At 65.0% G+C, this 17767-nt stretch carries 19 protein-coding genes; 13 read left to right on the top strand and 6 right to left on the bottom strand.

All coding sequences use genetic code 11. The annotated features are described in order from the left end of the window. The first annotated feature begins 28 nt into the window (after nucleotides 1-28). From N551_RS0105050 to N551_RS0105020, 7 genes are all read left to right on the top strand, one after another. Nucleotides 29-523: a Fur family transcriptional regulator gene (locus tag N551_RS0105050; protein ID WP_027566032.1), complete on the top strand. Its 495-nt coding sequence runs from the start codon at nucleotides 29-31 to the stop codon at nucleotides 521-523. 36 nt (nucleotides 524-559) lie between these two features. After that, a complete protein-coding gene (locus N551_RS0105045) occupies nucleotides 560-1513 on the top strand; it encodes a DMT family transporter (RefSeq protein ID WP_027566031.1) in 954 nt (317 codons plus the stop codon). Between the two features lie 12 nt (nucleotides 1514-1525). Continuing rightward, nucleotides 1526-2809, top strand: coding sequence for a flavodoxin-dependent (E)-4-hydroxy-3-methylbut-2-enyl-diphosphate synthase (gene ispG / locus N551_RS0105040; protein WP_027566030.1), 1284 nt, complete (start codon nucleotides 1526-1528; stop codon nucleotides 2807-2809). A 156-nt stretch (nucleotides 2810-2965) separates the two neighbouring features. Further along, nucleotides 2966-3862, top strand: coding sequence for a TauD/TfdA family dioxygenase (locus tag N551_RS0105035; RefSeq protein WP_027566029.1), 897 nt, complete (start codon nucleotides 2966-2968; stop codon nucleotides 3860-3862). 11 nt (nucleotides 3863-3873) lie between these two features. Then, entirely contained in the window at nucleotides 3874-4167 is a 294-nt protein-coding gene (locus N551_RS0105030) for an NTF2 fold immunity protein (protein WP_027566028.1), read from the top strand. A 63-nt stretch (nucleotides 4168-4230) separates the two neighbouring features. Continuing rightward, the gene (locus tag N551_RS0105025; RefSeq protein WP_027566027.1) at nucleotides 4231-5568 is read left to right on the top strand and encodes a Rieske 2Fe-2S domain-containing protein; all 1338 of its coding nucleotides are present in this window, start codon (nucleotides 4231-4233) and stop codon (nucleotides 5566-5568) included. 3 nt (nucleotides 5569-5571) lie between these two features. Continuing rightward, nucleotides 5572-6393, top strand: a complete 822-nt coding sequence (locus tag N551_RS0105020; RefSeq protein ID WP_027566026.1) for an N-acetylmuramoyl-L-alanine amidase — start codon at nucleotides 5572-5574, stop codon at nucleotides 6391-6393. Nucleotides 6394-6419: 26 nt separating this feature from the next. On the opposite strand, the gene N551_RS0105015 is transcribed toward N551_RS0105020, so the two are convergent. From N551_RS0105015 to N551_RS0105005, 3 genes are all read right to left on the bottom strand, one after another. Beyond that, nucleotides 6420-8027: a Na+/H+ antiporter gene (locus N551_RS0105015; protein WP_027566025.1), complete on the bottom strand. Its 1608-nt coding sequence runs from the start codon at nucleotides 8025-8027 to the stop codon at nucleotides 6420-6422. Between the two features lie 48 nt (nucleotides 8028-8075). Continuing rightward, on the bottom strand, nucleotides 8076-8945 hold the full coding sequence (bla, locus tag N551_RS0105010) for a class A beta-lactamase (protein WP_027566024.1): 870 nt from the start codon (nucleotides 8943-8945) through the stop codon (nucleotides 8076-8078). A 138-nt stretch (nucleotides 8946-9083) separates the two neighbouring features. Continuing rightward, nucleotides 9084-9458, bottom strand: a complete 375-nt coding sequence (locus N551_RS0105005) for a nuclear transport factor 2 family protein (RefSeq protein WP_027566023.1) — start codon at nucleotides 9456-9458, stop codon at nucleotides 9084-9086. 92 nt (nucleotides 9459-9550) lie between these two features. Here N551_RS0105005 and N551_RS0105000 point away from each other — a divergent pair, with 92 nt between their 5' ends. Together N551_RS0105000 and N551_RS0104995 are read left to right on the top strand one after the other, a co-directional pair. Then, nucleotides 9551-9979 carry a GFA family protein gene (locus tag N551_RS0105000; RefSeq protein ID WP_027566022.1) on the top strand — a complete coding sequence of 143 codons (429 nt, stop codon included), beginning with the start codon at nucleotides 9551-9553 and terminating at the stop codon, nucleotides 9977-9979. A gap of 180 nt (nucleotides 9980-10159) precedes the next feature. Continuing rightward, entirely contained in the window at nucleotides 10160-11986 is a 1827-nt protein-coding gene (locus N551_RS0104995) for a caspase family protein (protein ID WP_027566021.1), read from the top strand. A 16-nt stretch (nucleotides 11987-12002) separates the two neighbouring features. On the opposite strand, the gene N551_RS0104990 is transcribed toward N551_RS0104995, so the two are convergent. Next, nucleotides 12003-12695 (bottom strand): DUF1345 domain-containing protein, encoded by a 693-nt coding sequence (locus N551_RS0104990; RefSeq protein WP_027566020.1) that lies wholly within the window; start codon nucleotides 12693-12695, stop codon nucleotides 12003-12005. A 7-nt stretch (nucleotides 12696-12702) separates the two neighbouring features. Further along, a complete protein-coding gene (locus N551_RS0104985; protein WP_027566019.1) occupies nucleotides 12703-13626 on the bottom strand; it encodes a polyprenyl synthetase family protein in 924 nt (307 codons plus the stop codon). A gap of 160 nt (nucleotides 13627-13786) precedes the next feature. Here N551_RS0104985 and mtgA point away from each other — a divergent pair, with 160 nt between their 5' ends. From mtgA to N551_RS0104970, 3 genes are all read left to right on the top strand, one after another. Continuing rightward, nucleotides 13787-14461, top strand: a complete 675-nt coding sequence (gene mtgA, locus N551_RS0104980) for a monofunctional biosynthetic peptidoglycan transglycosylase (RefSeq protein WP_027566018.1) — start codon at nucleotides 13787-13789, stop codon at nucleotides 14459-14461. Between the two features lie 169 nt (nucleotides 14462-14630). Then, on the top strand, nucleotides 14631-14813 hold the full coding sequence (gene rpmF, locus N551_RS0104975; RefSeq protein ID WP_007598106.1) for a 50S ribosomal protein L32: 183 nt from the start codon (nucleotides 14631-14633) through the stop codon (nucleotides 14811-14813). 142 nt (nucleotides 14814-14955) lie between these two features. After that, nucleotides 14956-15588: a hypothetical protein gene (locus N551_RS0104970; RefSeq protein WP_027566017.1), complete on the top strand. Its 633-nt coding sequence runs from the start codon at nucleotides 14956-14958 to the stop codon at nucleotides 15586-15588. 1 nt (nucleotide 15589) lies between these two features. On the opposite strand, the gene N551_RS0104965 is transcribed toward N551_RS0104970, so the two are convergent. Next, nucleotides 15590-15850, bottom strand: coding sequence for a hypothetical protein (locus tag N551_RS0104965; RefSeq protein WP_027566016.1), 261 nt, complete (start codon nucleotides 15848-15850; stop codon nucleotides 15590-15592). 221 nt (nucleotides 15851-16071) lie between these two features. On the opposite strand from N551_RS0104965, the gene N551_RS0104960 reads away from it, so the two are divergent. Further along, nucleotides 16072-17766, top strand: coding sequence for a bifunctional diguanylate cyclase/phosphodiesterase (locus tag N551_RS0104960; protein ID WP_027566015.1), 1695 nt, complete (start codon nucleotides 16072-16074; stop codon nucleotides 17764-17766). The last annotated feature ends 1 nt before the right edge of the window (nucleotide 17767 follow it).

Below are 17767 nucleotides of genomic sequence, written 5' to 3'. Positions count from 1 at the left end.
CCTTTCGAAATGCTAGAACGCCGGTCGCATGACCCTCGCAAAACCGGCATTTCCCGCGCCCGACCACGATCACGGCCGCTGCACCGCGGATGCGCTGGCGCATGCCGAGGCCGTCTGCGGAGAGCGCGCGCAGAAATTCACGCCGATACGCCGCCATGTGCTGGGGGCGCTGCTCTCGAGCCACCGGCCGCTCGGCGCCTATGAGGTGATCGACGAGCTGGCAAAGTCGATGCCGCGGCCGGCGCCGATCACGGTCTATCGTGCTCTCGATTTCTTGATGGCCAACGGCCTCGTGCACCGCATCGAAAGCCGCAACGCCTATCTCGCCTGCGCCGCTCACGACCACGACGCGACCTCGGCGGTGACGTTCCTGATCTGCGAGCGCTGTGGCCTGGTCGGTGAGATTCCGTCGGCTTCCTTCGCCAGGGACCTCAACGCCGCCGCGCGCAACTCAGGCTTCGCTCCCAAATTGTCCGTGGTGGAAATCACGGGCGTCTGTGCGCATTGTCAGAAAGCTGCATAGAGCAACAACGGCGCAAAGCCGGTTTTTCAGGAAGAAATGTCCTCACCTCAAATCATACCGTCCGCCGGTCGTCCCCTCAGTGCCGGCGCCATCGCCCTGATGCTCATGCTGTGCCTGACCTGGGGATTCAACCAGATCGCGGTGAAACTGGTGCTGCCGGACATCCCGCCGATGCTTCAGGCCACGTTCCGCTCGATGGGCGCGCTGCCGGTGCTGTTCATCATCGGCACCTTGCGCGGCGTTAAATTCTTCGAACGCGACGGCACCTGGAAGCCGGGCGTCATCGCCGGACTGATGTTCGGCATCGAGTTCGTGCTGATCTTTCAGGGCCTGCGTTTCACACCGGCATCGCGGGCGGTCGTGTTCCTCTACACCGCGCCGTTCTTCGTCGCGCTCGGCTCCTACCAGGTGCTCGGCGAGCGACTGGGCGGTACGCAATGGCTGGGGCTGGCCATCAGCTTTGCCGGTGTCGCACTCGCGATCGGTGTGCCGCAGCCCAACGTCGATTCGCATGTTCTGCTCGGCGACCTCATGATCGTCGGCGGCGCCGCGCTGTGGGCGGCGACCACGCTGGTTGCCAAGGGCACCCGGCTGCGCTTCGCGGCGCCCGAGAAGGCGCTGGGCTATCAGGTCGCGACCTCGATCCCGATCCTGGGGCTGGCGGCCTGGCTGTTCGGGGAGACCATCCCCCACACTCCGTCGCCGCTGTCGCTGGGCCTGATGGCCTTCCAGGCGATCTGGGTCGTGGGAACCACGTTCACGCTTTGGTTCGCGCTGGTGAAGACCTATTCGGCCAGCAAATTGTCGGCTTTTACCTTCATCACCCCTTTGTTTGGCGTGGTGGGTAGCTATTTCATCATGCACGACACGCTGAACCTGACATTCGGGGCTGCCGCCGTCCTTGTCATTGCTGGGCTTTTTCTGGTTAACCGTCCCAGTCAATCCGCTGCGGCGCCGCGCGATGCATTGCTGAACGTCACCAAAACCTGATATTTGGACGCCATGAACAAGCTCGAAAACACCATCGATTCCGACATCGCGGGGCCTGCGCCGCGTCATCACACCACCAAGGTCAAGGTCGGCGACGTTACCGTCGGCGGCGGTGCGCCGATCGTCGTGCAGTCGATGACCAACACCGACACAGCCGATATCGACGGCACCATTGCCCAGGTCGCAGCGCTCGCCCGCGCCGGTTCCGAGCTGGTCCGCATCACCGTCGACCGCGAGGAGGCGGCAGCTGCCGTTCCGCATATCCGCGACGGCCTGCTCAAGCTCGGTCTCACCACGCCCCTGATCGGCGACTTCCACTATATCGGCCACAAGCTGCTCGCGGCCTATCCGGCCTGCGCCGAGGCGCTCGCCAAATATCGCATCAATCCCGGCAATGTCGGCTTCAAGGACAAGCGCGACACCCAGTTCGCCGACATCATCGAGATCGCCAACAAGAACAGCAAGCCGGTCCGCATCGGCGCCAATTGGGGCTCGCTCGACCAGGAGCTGCTGACCAGGCTGATGGATGAGAACACCGCCTCGGCCAATCCGCGCGATGCGCGCGCGGTGATGCGCGAAGCCATGGTGCAGTCGGCGCTGCTCTCGGCGGCACGCGCCGAAGAGCTCGGCATGCCCAAGGACCGCATCATCCTGTCGGCCAAGGTCTCGGCGGTGCAGGATCTGATCGCGGTCTACGAGGTTCTCGCCAGCCGTTCCGATTACGCCATCCATCTCGGCCTGACCGAGGCCGGCATGGGCACCAAGGGCATCGTGGCGTCCTCGGCCGCGCTCGGCATCCTGTTGCAGCAGGGCATCGGCGACACCATCCGCATCTCGCTGACGCCGGAGCCCGGCGGCGACCGCACCCGTGAGGTGCAGGTCGGCCAGGAGCTCTTGCAGACCATGGGCTTCCGCACCTTCGTGCCGCTGGTTGCGGCGTGCCCCGGCTGCGGCCGCACCACCTCGACCACGTTCCAGGAGCTGGCCCAATCGATCCAGGGTTTCATCCGCGACGAGATGCCGACCTGGAAAACGAAATATCCCGGCGTGGAAGAGCTCAACGTCGCGGTGATGGGCTGCATCGTCAACGGCCCCGGCGAATCCAAGCACGCCAATATCGGCATCTCGCTGCCGGGCACGGGCGAGGCGCCGGCTGCCCCGGTGTTCGTCGACGGCAAGAAGTTCCGCACCCTGCGCGGGCCGACCATCTCCGCCGACTTCAAGGCGCTCGTGATCGACTACATCGAGCAGCGCTACGGCCAGGGCGCCAAGGTGCCGGTAACCGCGGCGGAGTGATTTAGCTCCGCTCGCCGCGCTTTGCGCTGCAATGTAGCCCGGATGGAGCGAAGCGAAATCCGGGGCCCGTCAGATCCTGACAAGCCGTTCCCGGATTGCGCTTCGCTCCATCCGGGCTACCATGCCTCCAATCAATAATGATTGGGAGCAGCGCCCATGAGCTCACTCGCCGGCAAGCAGGGTCCGCGCTATCGCCACGCGGCCGAGGATGGTGCGCCGTATGAAACCATCGCGGTCGAAAAGCTGACCCCCATCATCGGCGCGGAAATCTCCGGCGCCGACATCGGCAAGCTGGTCTCGGACGATGCGCGCTCCAACCGCCAGATGGACGAGGTCCATCGCGCGCTCGCCGAAAACCTCGTCATCTTCTTCCGCAACCAGCACATCACGCCACAGCAGCATCTCGCCTTCGGCCGCAAGTTCGGCGAGCTGCATTTCCATCCTGCCGCGCCGCATGAGGATGAAGACCCGGCGCTGATGAAGATCTATGCGGATGCGAATTCGCCGCGCGCCAACGGCGAGGGCTGGCATTCCGATGTCTCCTGCGATCTCGAGCCGCCGATGGGCTCGATCCTCTACATCAAGCAGTGCCCGCCGCGCGGCGGCGACACGCTGTTTGCCAACATGTATGCCGCCTACGAGGCACTATCGGATCGGATGAAGGCCTATCTCGACGGGTTGACCGCGCTGCATGACGGCGAGCCGATCTATCGCGGGCTCTACGCCAATTACGGGGTCGCCGACCGCCCGTCCTATCCGAGCGCCGAGCATCCCGTGGTGCGCACGCATCCCGTCACCGGCAAGAAGGCGCTCTACGTCAACCGCGGCTTCACCCGCCACATCAACGGCATCCCGCGCGACGAGAGCGACGCGATGCTCGCCTATCTCTATCAACATGCGGAAAACCCGCTGTTCCAGTGCCGCTTCCGATGGACCGAGAACGCCATCGCGTTCTGGGACAACCGCTGCGCCCAGCACCGCGCGATGTGGGATTACTGGCCGCACACACGCTCGGGGACGCGCGTGACGGTGAAGGGAGAGAGGCCGGTGTGAGAGGCATTTTTGTGGTCGCACTCGTCGTTGTCACGAGCTGCGCGATTGCCGGGGACAAGGTGGCGACCGGCGCTGAAGGCACGGTGACGACTGCTGATGCGGCCGTCGAGATCGCACGTGCGGCGGCCGTTAACCGCTACGGTGAGGTCGTTATTCGAAGCGAGGAGCCTCTAACCGCTGAGCTCAACCAACGTAACAATTGGATTGTGACAGGCATGTTGCCGCACGGCGCAGTTGGCGGAGTAGTTGAAGTTGAAGTCGCCCGCCGTGACGGCAAAGTTCTTCGGATGGTTCACGGTCAATAACTCAACGTTGACGTCCTCCCGCGCCCGCGCCAATCTCTGCGAAAATAGTCGGGAGAGCCTGCCATGCTCCGCGCCGAGGACAACAAATTCCTGACCGAGGCTGATGCAGGCACCGGCATGGGCGAGCTGCTGCGCCGGTTCTGGATCCCCGTGCTGCTGTCGGAAGAACTCCCCGAGCCCGACGGCGAGCCGAAGAAGATCATCGTTCTCGGCGAGGAGCTGCTCGCCTTCCGCGATACCCGCGGCGTTGTCGGATTAATCGACCAATACTGCCCGCATCGCGGCGCCAATCTCTGGCTTGGGCGCGTTGAGGAATGCGGTATCCGCTGTGTCTATCACGGTTGGAAGTTCAATACCGACGGCCGGTGCGTCGACATGCCGACGTCCTATCCCGACCTCAACGCCAAAGACCTCATCCGCATCAAATCCTATCCGGTGCGCGAATGGGGCGAGATGATCTGGGCTTATATGGGCCCGGCTGACGCGATGCCCGAGCTGCCGGACCTCGAAATGGCGCTGCTGCCGCCCTCGCACCGCTATGTCAGCAAGAAATGGCAGGACTGCAACTGGGTGCAGGCGCTGGAAGGCTCGATCGACACCGCGCATTTCACCTTCGCCCATCTCTCCTTCGACAAGGAGGAGAACGAGATCCTGGACATCAAGAAGCATTTTGTGAATCCGATCGCGCGGATGTCGAGCGATCACATGCGCTGGATCGCGGAGGATCCGCGCCCGGTGATCAAGATCGCCCCGCACGAAGCAGGCCTCACCATCGCCGGCGGGCGGCTCACCGGGGGCGACAACATCTACTGGCGCATCGCGCAGTTCCTGATGCCGTTCCACGCCTATGCCCCGAGCGCGATGCCCGGCGAGAACATCTTTGGCCAGACCTTCGTGCCCGTCACCGACACCAATTGCTGGATCTACACCTATGCCTGGAATCCGGAGCGGCCGCTGACGCAAGCCGAGCGTGACGCCTTTGACCGCGGCAATGGCGTGATCGCGGAGGTCGACGACAATTACGTGCCGCTGCGCCACAAGGGCAACGACTATCTGATCGACCGCAAGCTGCAGAAAACCAGGAGCTACACCGGTATCAAGGGTGTCTCCGAACAGGATGCGGCCGTGCAGGACAGCCAGGGCCCGATCGCCGACCGCACCCGCGAGCATCTCGGTCCGACCGATCTCGGCATCATGCATTTCCGGAAAGTCGTGTTGGAGCTGGCGCGGGCACTTCAGCAGGGCGAGCCGCCGCCGCACGCCGCGCATCAGGATCGCTACGCCGTGCGCTCGGGCGCCTGCGTCACCGGCAAGGCCAAGGACCTTTCCGCGGTGATGCTGGAGCGTTTCGGTGACGTCACAGGCTTTGTCGGCCGACCGCGAATCGCGGCAGCGGAGTAGCGCTTGGGGCAGCCGCGCAGCATCATCGCAAGTCTCGTCCGGACGCTCGTCGCGTCGATTTTGCTATGGTCGCTGGCGCTTGCAGGCACCGGTCATGCTGCTCTCGCGCGCAAAATCGCGAGACCCAAGCCGCCGCACGCGCCGGTCAAATGCGAGATGTCGAAATTCCGGATCATCGTGGATGTCGGGCACACCCCTGACTCCTACGGCGCATTGAGTGCACGCAACGACACGGAGTTCGGCTTCAACTTCCGGCTTGCAAGTCTGATCACGGCGAAGCTCAAGGCCGAAGGCTTTGCCGCGGCCCGCCTGCTCGTCACGGACGGCAAGGCGCGGCCGAGCCTGCTCAAACGCGTCGGTACCGCGAATGACGCCCGGGCCGATCTCTTCCTGTCGATCCATCACGATTCGGTGCCGGACAAGCTGATCGAGACCTGGGAGTTCGACGGTGCGAACAGCTATTTCAGCGACCGCTTTTCGGGCCACTCTCTGTTTGTGTCGCAGCGGAATCCGCACTACGCTGCGAGCCTGATGCTGGCTCGGATGATCGGCCGGCAGCTGAAGGATCAGGACCTGCATTATGCCGGCCAATATGCCCTGCCGGTGATGGGCCGCTACCGGCGCCAATTGCTCGACAAGGATGTCGGCGTGTACCGCTATGACGGGCTCGTTGTGCTCTCGCAAACCCGCAGCGCCGCAGTGCTGCTCGAAGCCGGCTCCATCATCAACCGCGACGAGGAGATGACGATGAACTCGCCGGAGCGGCAGGAGATCATTGCGGACGCCGTGGCGGTGGCGATGAGGGAGTTTTGCGAGAGGCGGTAGATCGCTACGCTCGCAATGACGAGAATCTATAGCGGCCCGCCCCGATACTCCCGGTTCGCCAAACTCGCCTCCTCCAGGTCCAGATCCCGCTCGATCCTCCGGCGCGTCTCGTCGGTGATCTGGCCGTCGCGCAGCAGGTCGTGGATGAATTTGCGCTCGGCGGCGATCAGGTCCCGAGTCAGGGCGGTGCCGGCGGCGGAGACGTCGTGGTGGGTGGGATCGAGCGAATCGGGCAGCTGGTTGACCCGGATCTCGTGTCGCGCGCGCAGGAGCCGCATTACCTCGTCCGACACGTCCTTCTCCTCGGTCAGCGCGTCGAGTGACTTCAGGGCGGCATCGAGGGCCTGGCGCCGTGCTGCGATCTCGGACTCGTGCTCGGCGGCATGCTCGTTGCGACCGGCTTCGGCGACACCGAGCCAACGCACCACCGGAGGCAGGGTGAGGCCGACGCCGATCAACGTGATGAAGATGACACCGAAGGCAACGAACAGGACCAGGTCGCGAAACGGAAAGGCCTCGCCGCCCGGCAGCGTGAACGGCAGCGCCAGCGCCGCCGCCAGCGACACCGCGCCGCGCACGCCGGTGAACGCAAGCACGAACGGCCATTGCCATGGTGGTGACGGATCGCGCGCGCGCAGCGACTTGCTGAGCATCCGCGGCAGATAGGTCGCGGGATAGAGCCAGGCGAAGCGCGCGATCACGACGACCGCCAGCACCACGGCAGTCGCAATCATGATGTCGTCGAGCGGAAACGCCTTCGACTTCTCGTACAGCGCGCGCATTTGGAAGCCGGTGAGCAGGAACAGCAGGCCCTCGATGAGATAGATCACGAGGTCCCAGAAGAAGATTCCTTGCAGGCGCGTCGATGCCGAGATCAGCAGCGGCCCGTTCCAGCTCACATAGAGACCACAGGCGACGGTGGCGATCACGCCGGAGCCGCCGAGATGCTCGGGCAGCCAGTAGGACACGTAGGGCGTGATCAGCGACAGTGTCAGCTCGACCTGCGGATCCCCCGACCATTTGCGGAACCGCAGGGAGAGCCAGCCGACACCGATGCCGAAGGCGATCTCGCCAGCGACGATGAGCAAGAACTCGCCGCCTGCCAGGGGCAGCGAGAAATGCCCGACCATGATCGCGGCGAGCGCGAAGCGGTAGAGGATCAGCGCGGTGGCGTCATTCGCGAGCCCTTCGCCTTCGAGGATGACCATGAGCCTGCGCGGCAAGTGCAGCCGGCGCGCGATCGCGAGCGGCGCCACCACGTCGGGCGGCGCCACGATGGCGCCGAGCAGGAAGCCGATCGTCCAGGGCAGGCCGATGAAATAATGCGTGGCAGTTGCGACCAGCGCTGTGGTGAAGATCACCGCGCCGACCGCGAGCAGCACGATGGGGCGAAGATTCTTTTTGAATTCGCGCCAGCTCATCGCGACGCTCGCCGAGTAGATCAGCGGCGGCAGCACCATCAGCAGCACCAGTTCCGGCGGCAGCTCGACCGGCGGCATGCCCGGCACGAAGGCGAGGCCGACGCCGGAGAGCATCAGCAGAATGGCAGGCGCGATGTTGAAGCGGCGGGCGACAAGCGCTGTGCCCGCCAGCACGGCGAGCAGGATGAGAAAGGTCTGAAATTTCGCTTCCATGATGATCTGTCTTCACCCGGAAGCGGTCGCAACGTCAATGCGTGCGGCTTACACCAGCCGCTCGGCCACGATGCGGCCGATGCGTGCGAACACGGTTTCGATCTGCGCCGCGGTCGGCGTGCCGCCCTGAGTATAGGCCGCGATCAGGATCGGTGCATCGGGCTTCGTGTCGATTTTGGGCCAGGCCACTGCGACGTCGCCGGAGGCGTCCTTGCCGTTGTTGCCGGTCTTGTCGCCGATCTTCCAGCTTGCGGGGAGCCCGCCACGCAGCCGGTTCGCGCCGGTCTTGCAACCCACCAGCCACTCCGTGAGCTGCGCGCGCGAGGTGGCCGACAGCGCCTCGCCCGTGAGCAGCCGGCGCAGATTGCCTGCCATCGCCGCCGGCGTCGTGGTGTCGTGGGGATCACCGGGCGGTGAGCGGTTGAGCTCGGGCTCGTTGTGGTCGAGCCGCGAGGTGGTGTCGCCGAGTGAGCGCCAGAATGCCGTGAGCGCGGCGGGGCCGCCGATCCGTGCCAACAGCAAATTGGCGCAGGTGTTGTCGCTGAGCTCGACGATCGCCTTGCACATCTCGGTGACCGACATTGCGCCGGCGGCAATGTTCTGCCTGGCGACCGGTGCGTACTCCAGCAGGTCGGCCTTGCCGTACGGGATCATGGCCGCAAGCTGATCCTCGCCACGATCGACCCGCGCCAGGACGCAAGCCGCCAGCGAAGCCTTGAATGTCGAGCACATGACGAACCGTTCGTCAGCGCGCCAGGCGAGCTTTGCGCCGGTCGCGAGGTTTTCGGCATAGACCCCGATCCGGCCGCCACTCTCGCGCTCATAGGTTTCGAGCTCAGGCTGCGCGTCCGCGGCGAGCGCAGGGGAGGCGGCCATCCAGCACAGCGAGGCGAGCAGCGAACGGCGGTCGAGAAGCATGGGGAACTCTTGGCGAGACGGGGCGGGGTGGAGATGCGGCATGCACTCCATCCGCATCGTCATTGCTTCGCTGCGCTCGTAATGACGGAGGATGTGGGACGAGTGCGCCCGATTTCGGGCAGCGGATGGTCGCGCCCCTCACTCCCGCAGGTCATACCGATAGGATTTCGACACGATCTGCCAGCCGTCGGCGAGCTTCATCGCCACCAGATAGTCGGTGAAAAAACGCGGCGGCAATTGGCACCGGACCTTGATGAAGGCGGTCTTGTCGTCCGAACGGTCGATGGTGACGATGAAATCCTCGCGCGCCTTGCCTTCGGCCTTGCCGGAGGGACGCTCGCGCACGCGGTCGAGCCAGTCCGGCACGGTCAGCACCTGCAGTTCGCCCTTCTCGACCCAGCGCAAATCGGCGGAGGGGTGGAAGATGGCGCCGAGTTTTTCGGCATCGCCCTCGTAAAGTCCGTCGAAGTAAGATTGCACGACGGCTTCGACGCTCGAACGGTTCTGGCTCATGGTCATCCCTTTGAATGATGGCTCAGGGCGAACTTAGTCGTACACATCAAAATGCGCTATGGTGTCCGTACCATTGGCGCAAGGACGCTGTGATGACCGGATCAGAGAATTCGAACGCTTCCTTCCTGATCGGCGAATGCTACTGCCGCACCGTGCGCTACGAGGTGGCGGACGCGTTCTCCTATGCGATGAACTGCCACTGCTCGGATTGCCGCCGCACCACGGGCGCCGCCTTCAAGCCGTTCGCCGGCATTGAGCAGAGCAAGCTCCGCATCGTCAGGGGCGAGAACCAGCGCACCATCTACGGTGACGACACCACCCACGACGCCCACTGCGCCCGTTGCGGCTCGCTGCTTTATTCCCGGGTGCGCGAGGGAAAATGGGTCCATGTCGCCATGGGAACCCTGGTCGATGTCCCCTCCATCCGACCGAGCGCCCACATTTTCGTGGGCTCGAAGGCGCCCTGGCACGAGATTACGGACAATCTGCCTCAATATCGGGGCCACATCGGGGATGCCTGAGGGAACCTGCTGCGCACCTGTTTCGCGGCGAACCGCGGCCGGACTGGCGCGACAAACAAAAGGGGTCTTTCGGCCCGCCGCCGGCGCCACCTTCGTGACCTCCGTCACAAGCGTCCGCGACGGACCCTGCTAAAGCCGTCCCAAAGGGGCTCGAACTGCCCTGAACTCGGAAGTCGTGTCATGCGCCAATTGCTCAGACTTTGCCCACTTCTCCTCGTCGTCGCGCTGCTATTCGGCACCGGGCCCGCTTTCGCCGGGAAGCGCGTCGCGCTGGTGATCGCCAACTCCGCCTATCAGCATGCGCCGTCGCTTACGAACCCCGTCAATGACGGTTCGGTGATGGCCAGGACGCTGAAGGAGGCCGGGTTCGACATCGTCGATTCCCGGCGCGATCTGACGGCGCAGGAAACCCGGCGTGTGCTGCGCGAATTCGCCGACGGGACCCGCGATGCCGATATCGCCGTAGTCTATTATGCCGGCCACGGCATCGAGGTCGAAGGCTCGAATTATCTGATCCCTGTCGACGCCAGGCTGGAGCGTGACACCGACGTCTTTGACGAGGCGCTCTCCCTCGACCGCGTCCTGGTCGCGGTCGAACCGGCCAAGCAGCTTCGCCTGGTGATCCTGGATGCCTGCCGTGACAATCCGTTCGGCAAGACCATGAAGCGCACGGTCGCCTCGCGCGGCATCGGCCGCGGCCTCGCCCAGGTTGAGCCGACCAGCTCCAACACGCTGATCGCCTATTCGGCCAAGGCCGGCTTCACGGCGCAGGACGGCGACGGTGCGAACAGCCCCTTCACCGTGGCGCTGTCGAAGCATCTGACGACGCCCGGCCTCGACGTCCGCCGCGCCTTCGGCTTCGTGCGCGACGACGTGCTCAAGTCGACAGGTAACAAGCAGGAGCCGTTCGTCTATGGCTCGCTCGGCGGCGAAGACGTTCCGCTGGTGCCGGTCAAGGTGACCGCTGCGGCTGCCGCTGCGCCCGCGCCGAATCCTCAGGCTGACATCCGCCGCGATTACGAACTCGCGCTCCAGGTTGGCAACAGGCCGGCGTGGGATGCCTTCCTTGCCCAGCATCCCGACGGCTTCTATGCGAGCCTCGCCAAGCTTCAGGTCGAAAAAATCGGCGCCGAACAGGCTCATGCGGCGGCCACCGAGAAGGCCAAGCAGGCCGAGGCCGAGCGCGATCGTCTTGCCGCACTTGGCGCGCAGAAGGATACGCAGGCCAAGGCAGCCGCCGATGCGAAGGCCGCAGAGCAGGTACAGCTTGCCGCGCAAAAGGCCAAGGAGCAGGCGCAGCAGCAGGCGGCCGCCGCCGAGCAGCAGCGCGTCAATCTCGCCGCCGCGGCGCCAAGTGCAGCGCCCGCCAGCACGGCGAGCCCAGCCGGCACCAACGTCGCGTCGCTGACGCCGGCCATCGCGCCGGCCGATCTCAGCCGCTCGGTGCAGACCGAGCTCGGCCGCGTCGGCTGCTTCTCCGGCGCCGCCGACGGCAACTGGACCCCGTCCGCACAGCGCTCGTTGTCGCAGTTCAACCGTTATGCCGGCACCAAGCTCGACGTGAAGGTGGCGAGCACCGATGCACTCGACACGGTCAAGTCGAAACAGTCGCGCGTCTGTCCGCTGGTTTGCGAGCACGGCTTCAAGGCCGACGGCGACAAGTGCACCAGGATCGTTTGCCGTGATGGCTATGCGCTCAACGACGACAACGAGTGCGAGAAGCAGCGTGCCGCCAGGCCCGCCAAGCCTGCGACTGCAAAGCGTGACGACGGCGACGAGCGTCCCGCACGGCAGCGTCGTCAAGCCGGCGGTGAAGCTGCCGGAGCAGCTGGCGGCTTTGGCGGCGCTGCCGGCATTGCTGCTGCTGCTGGCGCCAGCCGCCCCTCGAGTGGCGGACAGCTATTCTGCAATAGCGGCGGCTGCCGTCCGGTCAACCGCGGCTGCCATCTCGAATATCGCGGCGGCGGCGGCCCCGGCAATGATGCCAATGCCGAGGTCTGTAATTAGGATTGCGGAAGTGAGTTCAAGTTGAGATCGCGCTGGCCGCGATGTTGACGGTCAGCGCCAGCAAGGCCGTATTGTAGATGAATGAGACGATGCCGTGTGCGGTGGCGGTGCGGCGGATGGTCTTGTCGGAGATGCCGACATCGGAGACCTGCGCGGTCATGCCGATCACGAACGAGAAGTAGACGAAGTCCCAATAATCCGCGTGGTCTTCCTTGTCGCCGCTGGGAAACTGAAGGCCGCCCGGCGTGGCGTGCCGGTAATAATCATGCGCGTAATGCAGGGCGAAGATCGTGTGCACGGCGGCCCATGACAATACGATGGTGGTGATTGCGATGCTCAGCTCCAGGACGCCGCGATGCGGCGTTCCAAGCTCCGAGACGATCGCGGCGATGCTGGCGAAGGCGCCGATCGCCGTCACCAGCAGGATAACGAAGCGACCGTCGTCCTGCATCGCTGCGGCGCGGCGGATGTGCTGGTGGTCGTTGCACAGCATCATCGCGTAGACCAGCACCAGATAAACGGCGATCAACGCATCCCAGCCGAACAGAAGCCGCGTGACCAGCCGGTGCGAACCCGGGATGAGCAGGCAGACGAGAATACCAACGGCAAGCGACATGAACGTCCGCGGACGCGCATAAATCAGCCGCATCGGCCGCGACATCTTGCGAAAGCGGGCGAGGGCGGGGTCTTCCTTGTTGCCGCCCGCCATCGCGCTATCAGCTCTTCCGTTCGGCCACGAACCGCGCAGCCGCTTGCAGCACGGCGGCGCGATCGCCGAAAATCGAGACCGCGCTGTCGGCGCGCGCGAGCAGGTCGCGCACGCGCTGCTTGGCGCCTTCGATGCCGAGCTGGGTGACAAAGGTGGTCTTGCCGAGAGCTGCATCGGCGCCGGCAGGCTTGCCGAGCGCGGCGGCATCGCCTTCGACGTCGAGCAGGTCGTCGGCGATCTGGAAGGCTTCACCGAGCGCGCGGCCGTAATCGTCGAGCGCCTGATATTCTTTTTGCGAGGCCTGACCGAGGATCGCGCCGGCGATGCAGCCGTAGCGCAGCAGCGCGCCGGTCTTCATCTGCTGAATGCGGGCGACGTCGATCGGCTCGTTGCCGCCAAAGCGGCCTTCGCCGGCAAGGTCGAGAATCTGGCCGCCGACCATGCCGCCGATGCCGGCGCAGCGCGCCAGTGCGCGGGTCAGCAAAAGCCTGACATTGGCGTCGCGATGGATCTCGTCGCGGGTGATGATGTCGAAGGCGAGCGTCAGGAGGCCGTCACCGGCGAGGATCGCGGTCGCGTCGTCGGTCTTCTTGTGCAAGGTCGGACGGCCGCGGCGCAGGTCCGAATTGTCCATCGCCGGCAGATCGTCGTGGATCAGCGAGTAGCAGTGGATGCATTCGAGCGCCGCACCGACGAGCAGCGCGGCTTCGCGCGGCACGCCGAACACGGCCGCGCTCTCGACCACCAGGAAGGGCCGCAGGCGCTTGCCGCCGTTGAGGCTCGAATAGCGCATTGCGTCCATCAGTCGCTTGGGCCGGGCGATCTCATCGGGCAGGATGTCGTCCGACAGCAGGCGCCCGAGCAGCGCCTCGGTGTCATCAGCGGTCTTGTCCAGACGTTTGGCGAAATCGGACGGGGACGTGCCGGTCATCAAGAAGGGCTCCAGAACTAAAATTCGGCGGGACAATCCTTTATGCGCCCGCCTCAGTCAATCGTTTGGAAGGCCTAAAAAGTGCTGGAAAAGGCCCGAATTATCACAGACTTAATGCCGGGCCCGTGGCCGCGTTTCGTTCTGCGCCGGAAAGGTTGATTTGCGCGTCGTCAAAATCCTTCTCCTGGTGCTCGCGGTCGCGGTTCTCGCGCCCTATGTCGTCGCGCCGTTCTACCGCGCCGGCCATCCCGTTTCGACGCTGATGATCTGGCGCTCGCTTCGGGGTGCGCCGATGCAGCGGGAATGGATCGATCTGGCGGCGATGTCGCCCTCGCTGCCACGCTCGGTGGTGGCGGCCGAGGACGCCCATTTCTGCAAGCATCACGGTATCGACTGGGGGGCGCTGCGTGAGGCGGTCGACGATGCCCGGGAGGACGGCACCCCGTTCCGGGGCGCTTCCACCATCACCCAGCAGGTGGCGAAAAACCTGTTCCTCTGGCAGGGGCGGGACTTCGTCCGCAAGGCGCTGGAATTCCCGCTGGCGCTGTGGATCGATCTCGTGCTGCCCAAGGCACGGATCCTGGAGATTTACCTCAACATCGCTGAGCTGGGACCACAGGGCCAGTTTGGGGCCGAGGCGGGCAGCGCCTATGCCTTCGGCAAATCGGCGGCGAACCTCTCCCCCCGGGAGGCGGCGCTTCTGGCCTCGATCCTGCCGAATCCGGTCAAACGCAGCGCCAGGACGCCGGGACCGGGTGTCCGGCGGCTGGCCGGGACCTATGTGGCGAGGGCGCAGGCGAGCTCGCTTTCGACCTGCTGGCGGGAGAATCGCTGATTTCCGGTCCTTTTCGGGCGCATTTTCCGGCCCAGAGCCCTAGATTTAAGGCAGGCCTTCCTCTATAAGCCCGGCCTTGACCGGCATTCAGCTCGCCTCGGTTTGCGGGTGCTGAGCCGTCCCCTCGCGGACGATGCCCTGATGACACCAATCCCTAGAGGATACTGAAATGGCCGTTCCGAGAAGAAAAACCTCGCCGTCGCGCCGCGGCATGCGCCGCTCGGCCGACGCCATCAAGAAGCCGACCTATGTGGAAGACAAGGACTCCGGCGAGCTCCGTCGTCCGCATCATCTCGACCTCAAGACCGGCATGTACAAGGGCCGTCAGGTCCTGAAGAAGAAAGAGTCCTGAATTCAGGACCTTTCCCAGGCAGGATGATTTCGCCTGCCTGATTTCGGCCAATCCATGAGATATGACAGTGACGGCGGCGGAGCGAATGCTTCGCCGCCGCATTGTCCTGTCTGGATTTCTTGATCGAGAAGGCATTTCGCCGATGGTCGGTTTCCCGCTGCTCCTGATCCCGCTTGCGGTCTACAACATCATCGCCTTCCTGATGCCCAGCGTGTCCTTTACGGACGTGCTGTTCAGGGTGCCGATGATCACGGGCGAGGCCTGGCCGGTCACGCTTGCCGACGTGATGCTCGCGCTAGGTGTCGTGCTGCTGCTGCTCGAGGTGGTCAAGGGCGCGCGGCCCGGGTCGAAATTCCTGATGGATCATTTGCTGTCGCTGATTGTGTTCGGCGCGGCTGCGGCCGAATTCGTGATGTGGCCCAAATTCGGCAACTCCACCTATTTCCTTCTGGTGCTGCTGGCGATGGCCGATTTCCTCGGCGGCATCGCCCAGCGCACCCGCCGCCGCGTCGCTTATGTCGCCGAAACGACAGTGCCGGCGCCTCGCAAGGCCAAGCGCCAAGCCGAGACGCCGGCGGATGAAGGGACGTTCGAGCCCAAGTTCGAGCCGGTCGTTGCGCCGCCCGCATCCGCGCAATCCGCGCAATCGGTCGCCGAATCCGTACTGATGGATCATCCCGCGCCGAAGCCTGTGAGTACGCCCTCGCCGGAAATTCCCTCGCCGCATTTGCAGCCGGGCAACGGCACCCAGCCGTCTCCCGACGCGCCGCGCTGATTCAAGCCACCTGGCGCGTGCGCGCGGTCACGCTCGGAAGCGGGCGCTTGCTGCCATAGGCGACCTGCGCATCCTCAGAAGACACGCGGCGAAGTCGGCTCGCTTGGGGCAGGTGCTCGGCATTGGCGATGAGCTGGGCGACGAAGCTCGGATCGGGGCGCGGCAGCGGTGCCTTGTGGACCCACTGCAAAACCGGCATCAGCGGCACCACAGCCGAGCCTGTGCCGTTGTCCGCCATGTCCACTTGATCAGTACTCAACATCGCGATCACCGTTGACCCGGCCTGGATTGTCGCGTTTCGAGACGCTGGCGCCGGTGCGTGTGATGTACTCGCAAGGCCTATGCCGGACGGGCCGGTTTGGTTCCTGCACGAGAACAAACGTGGTTTCCAAATTGTTTATCAACTTTGCCTAGGGTCAATGGCGAATCTGGCTTTATCCTGTGCCGACTCAGGACTCCCCGCTGTCCCGAAACGAGGCGATTTTGACCCCCGCATTGCCGCAAGCCTCCGACATCCTGGCTGCCCTTGGCCAGGCTGTGTTCGCCTGGGACATCGCCAGCGATGCCATCGTCTGGGGTGAGCAGGTCGGCGCCATCTTCCCCGGGATTCCCACCGAACGGCTGGCCACCGGCGCCGAATTCGCAAAGCTGATCGAGCCCGCGCAATCGCTGCGGACCGCCGCGCTGGCGCAGACCTCAGCCGTGCATGGCGCCGACGGCACGCCCTACCGGGTCGAGTACGGCGTGCGCATGAGCGCCGCCGATCCCGTGGTCTGGATCGAGGAGACCGGCCGGTGGTTCGCCGGCCCCGACGGCCGCCCGGTGCGTGCGATCGGCTCCGTCCGCATCAACAATGAACGCCATGCCCGCGACGAGGAATTGACGAAGCTCGCCCGGCTCGATCCGCTGACCGGCGAGCTCAATCGCTCGCATCTGATCGCCGCGCTGGCCGAGGCCATCGAGGAGACGACCCGTTTCCGCTCGACCGCGGCCTTCATGCTGGTCGGCATCGATCATCTCGCGCGTGTCAACGAGGCCTTCGGCTTCGACGTTGCCGACGCCGTGATCCTCGACGTCGCCACGCGCATTCGCGCGCGCTTGCGCGGCGGCGACGTGCTCGGCCGCTTCTCCGGCAACAAGTTCGGCCTGATCCTGAAGAACTGCACCGTCGACGACATGAACGTCGCCGCCGAGCGCTTCCTCGCCGGCATCCGCGACGAGGTGGTGCCGACCAAATCCGGCCCGGTGTCGGTCACCGCCTCGATCGGTGCGGTCAGCGTGCCGCGCTATGCCCGCAACACCGATGAAGCCGTCAATCGCGCCCACGAGACCCTGGACACCGCGAAACAACGCCGAGTCGGCTCGTTCGCAGCCTGGCGCCCGGATGCCGCGCGCGACGCCCAGCGCCGCGTCAACATCCGCGTCACCGACGAGATCGTCACGGCGCTGAACGAGCGCCGCATCAAGCTCGCCTATGAGCCGGTGGTTGCCGCCCTCTCGCGCGAGTGCTCTTTTCACGAATGCCTGGTGCGGATGGACCAGGGCGACGGCCAGGTGCTGCTCGCGCCCGATATCGTGCCGGTCGCGGAACGGCTCGGCCTGATCCGCCTGGTCGATCACCGCGTGCTCGAGCTCGTGGTCGCCGAGCTCGCCGCCGCGCCCGACATCTGCCTCAGCCTCAACATCTCCCCGGACACCACCATGGACCCGGATTGGTGGGCCGGAATCGAATCGCTGATGCGTGCCCATCCCGGCGTCGCCGAGCGGCTGATCGTCGAGATCACCGAAACCGTCGCGATCCAGGACATCGACGATGTGCGCGGCTTCGTCACCCGGCTGAAGAATTTCGGCAGTCGCATCGCCATCGACGATTTCGGTGCCGGCTACACTTCGTTCCGTAATCTGCGCAAGCTCGGCGTGGACATCGTGAAGATCGACGGCGCGTTCGTGCAGAACATCACTCGCTCCGCCGACGACCGCGCCTTCGTGCAGACCTTGATCGACCTCGCTCGCCGCCTCGACATCAAGACGGTGGCCGAATGGGTGCAGGACGAAGAAGCTGCGAACATGCTGCGCGACTGGGGCTGCGACTACATCCAGGGCCGCCTGATCGGGCTCGCCTCAGCCGACCGCCCCTGGGGCGCGCCGCCGGACAGCGCGCTGCCCGCGGCAAGCTGAG

It is taken from the genome of Bradyrhizobium sp. URHA0013, assembly GCF_000518345.1.
Classification (GTDB): Bacteria; Pseudomonadota; Alphaproteobacteria; order Rhizobiales; family Xanthobacteraceae; genus Bradyrhizobium.
Note: the sequence above shows the minus strand (reverse complement) of the source record. Positions and strands in the feature narration are given on the sequence as shown.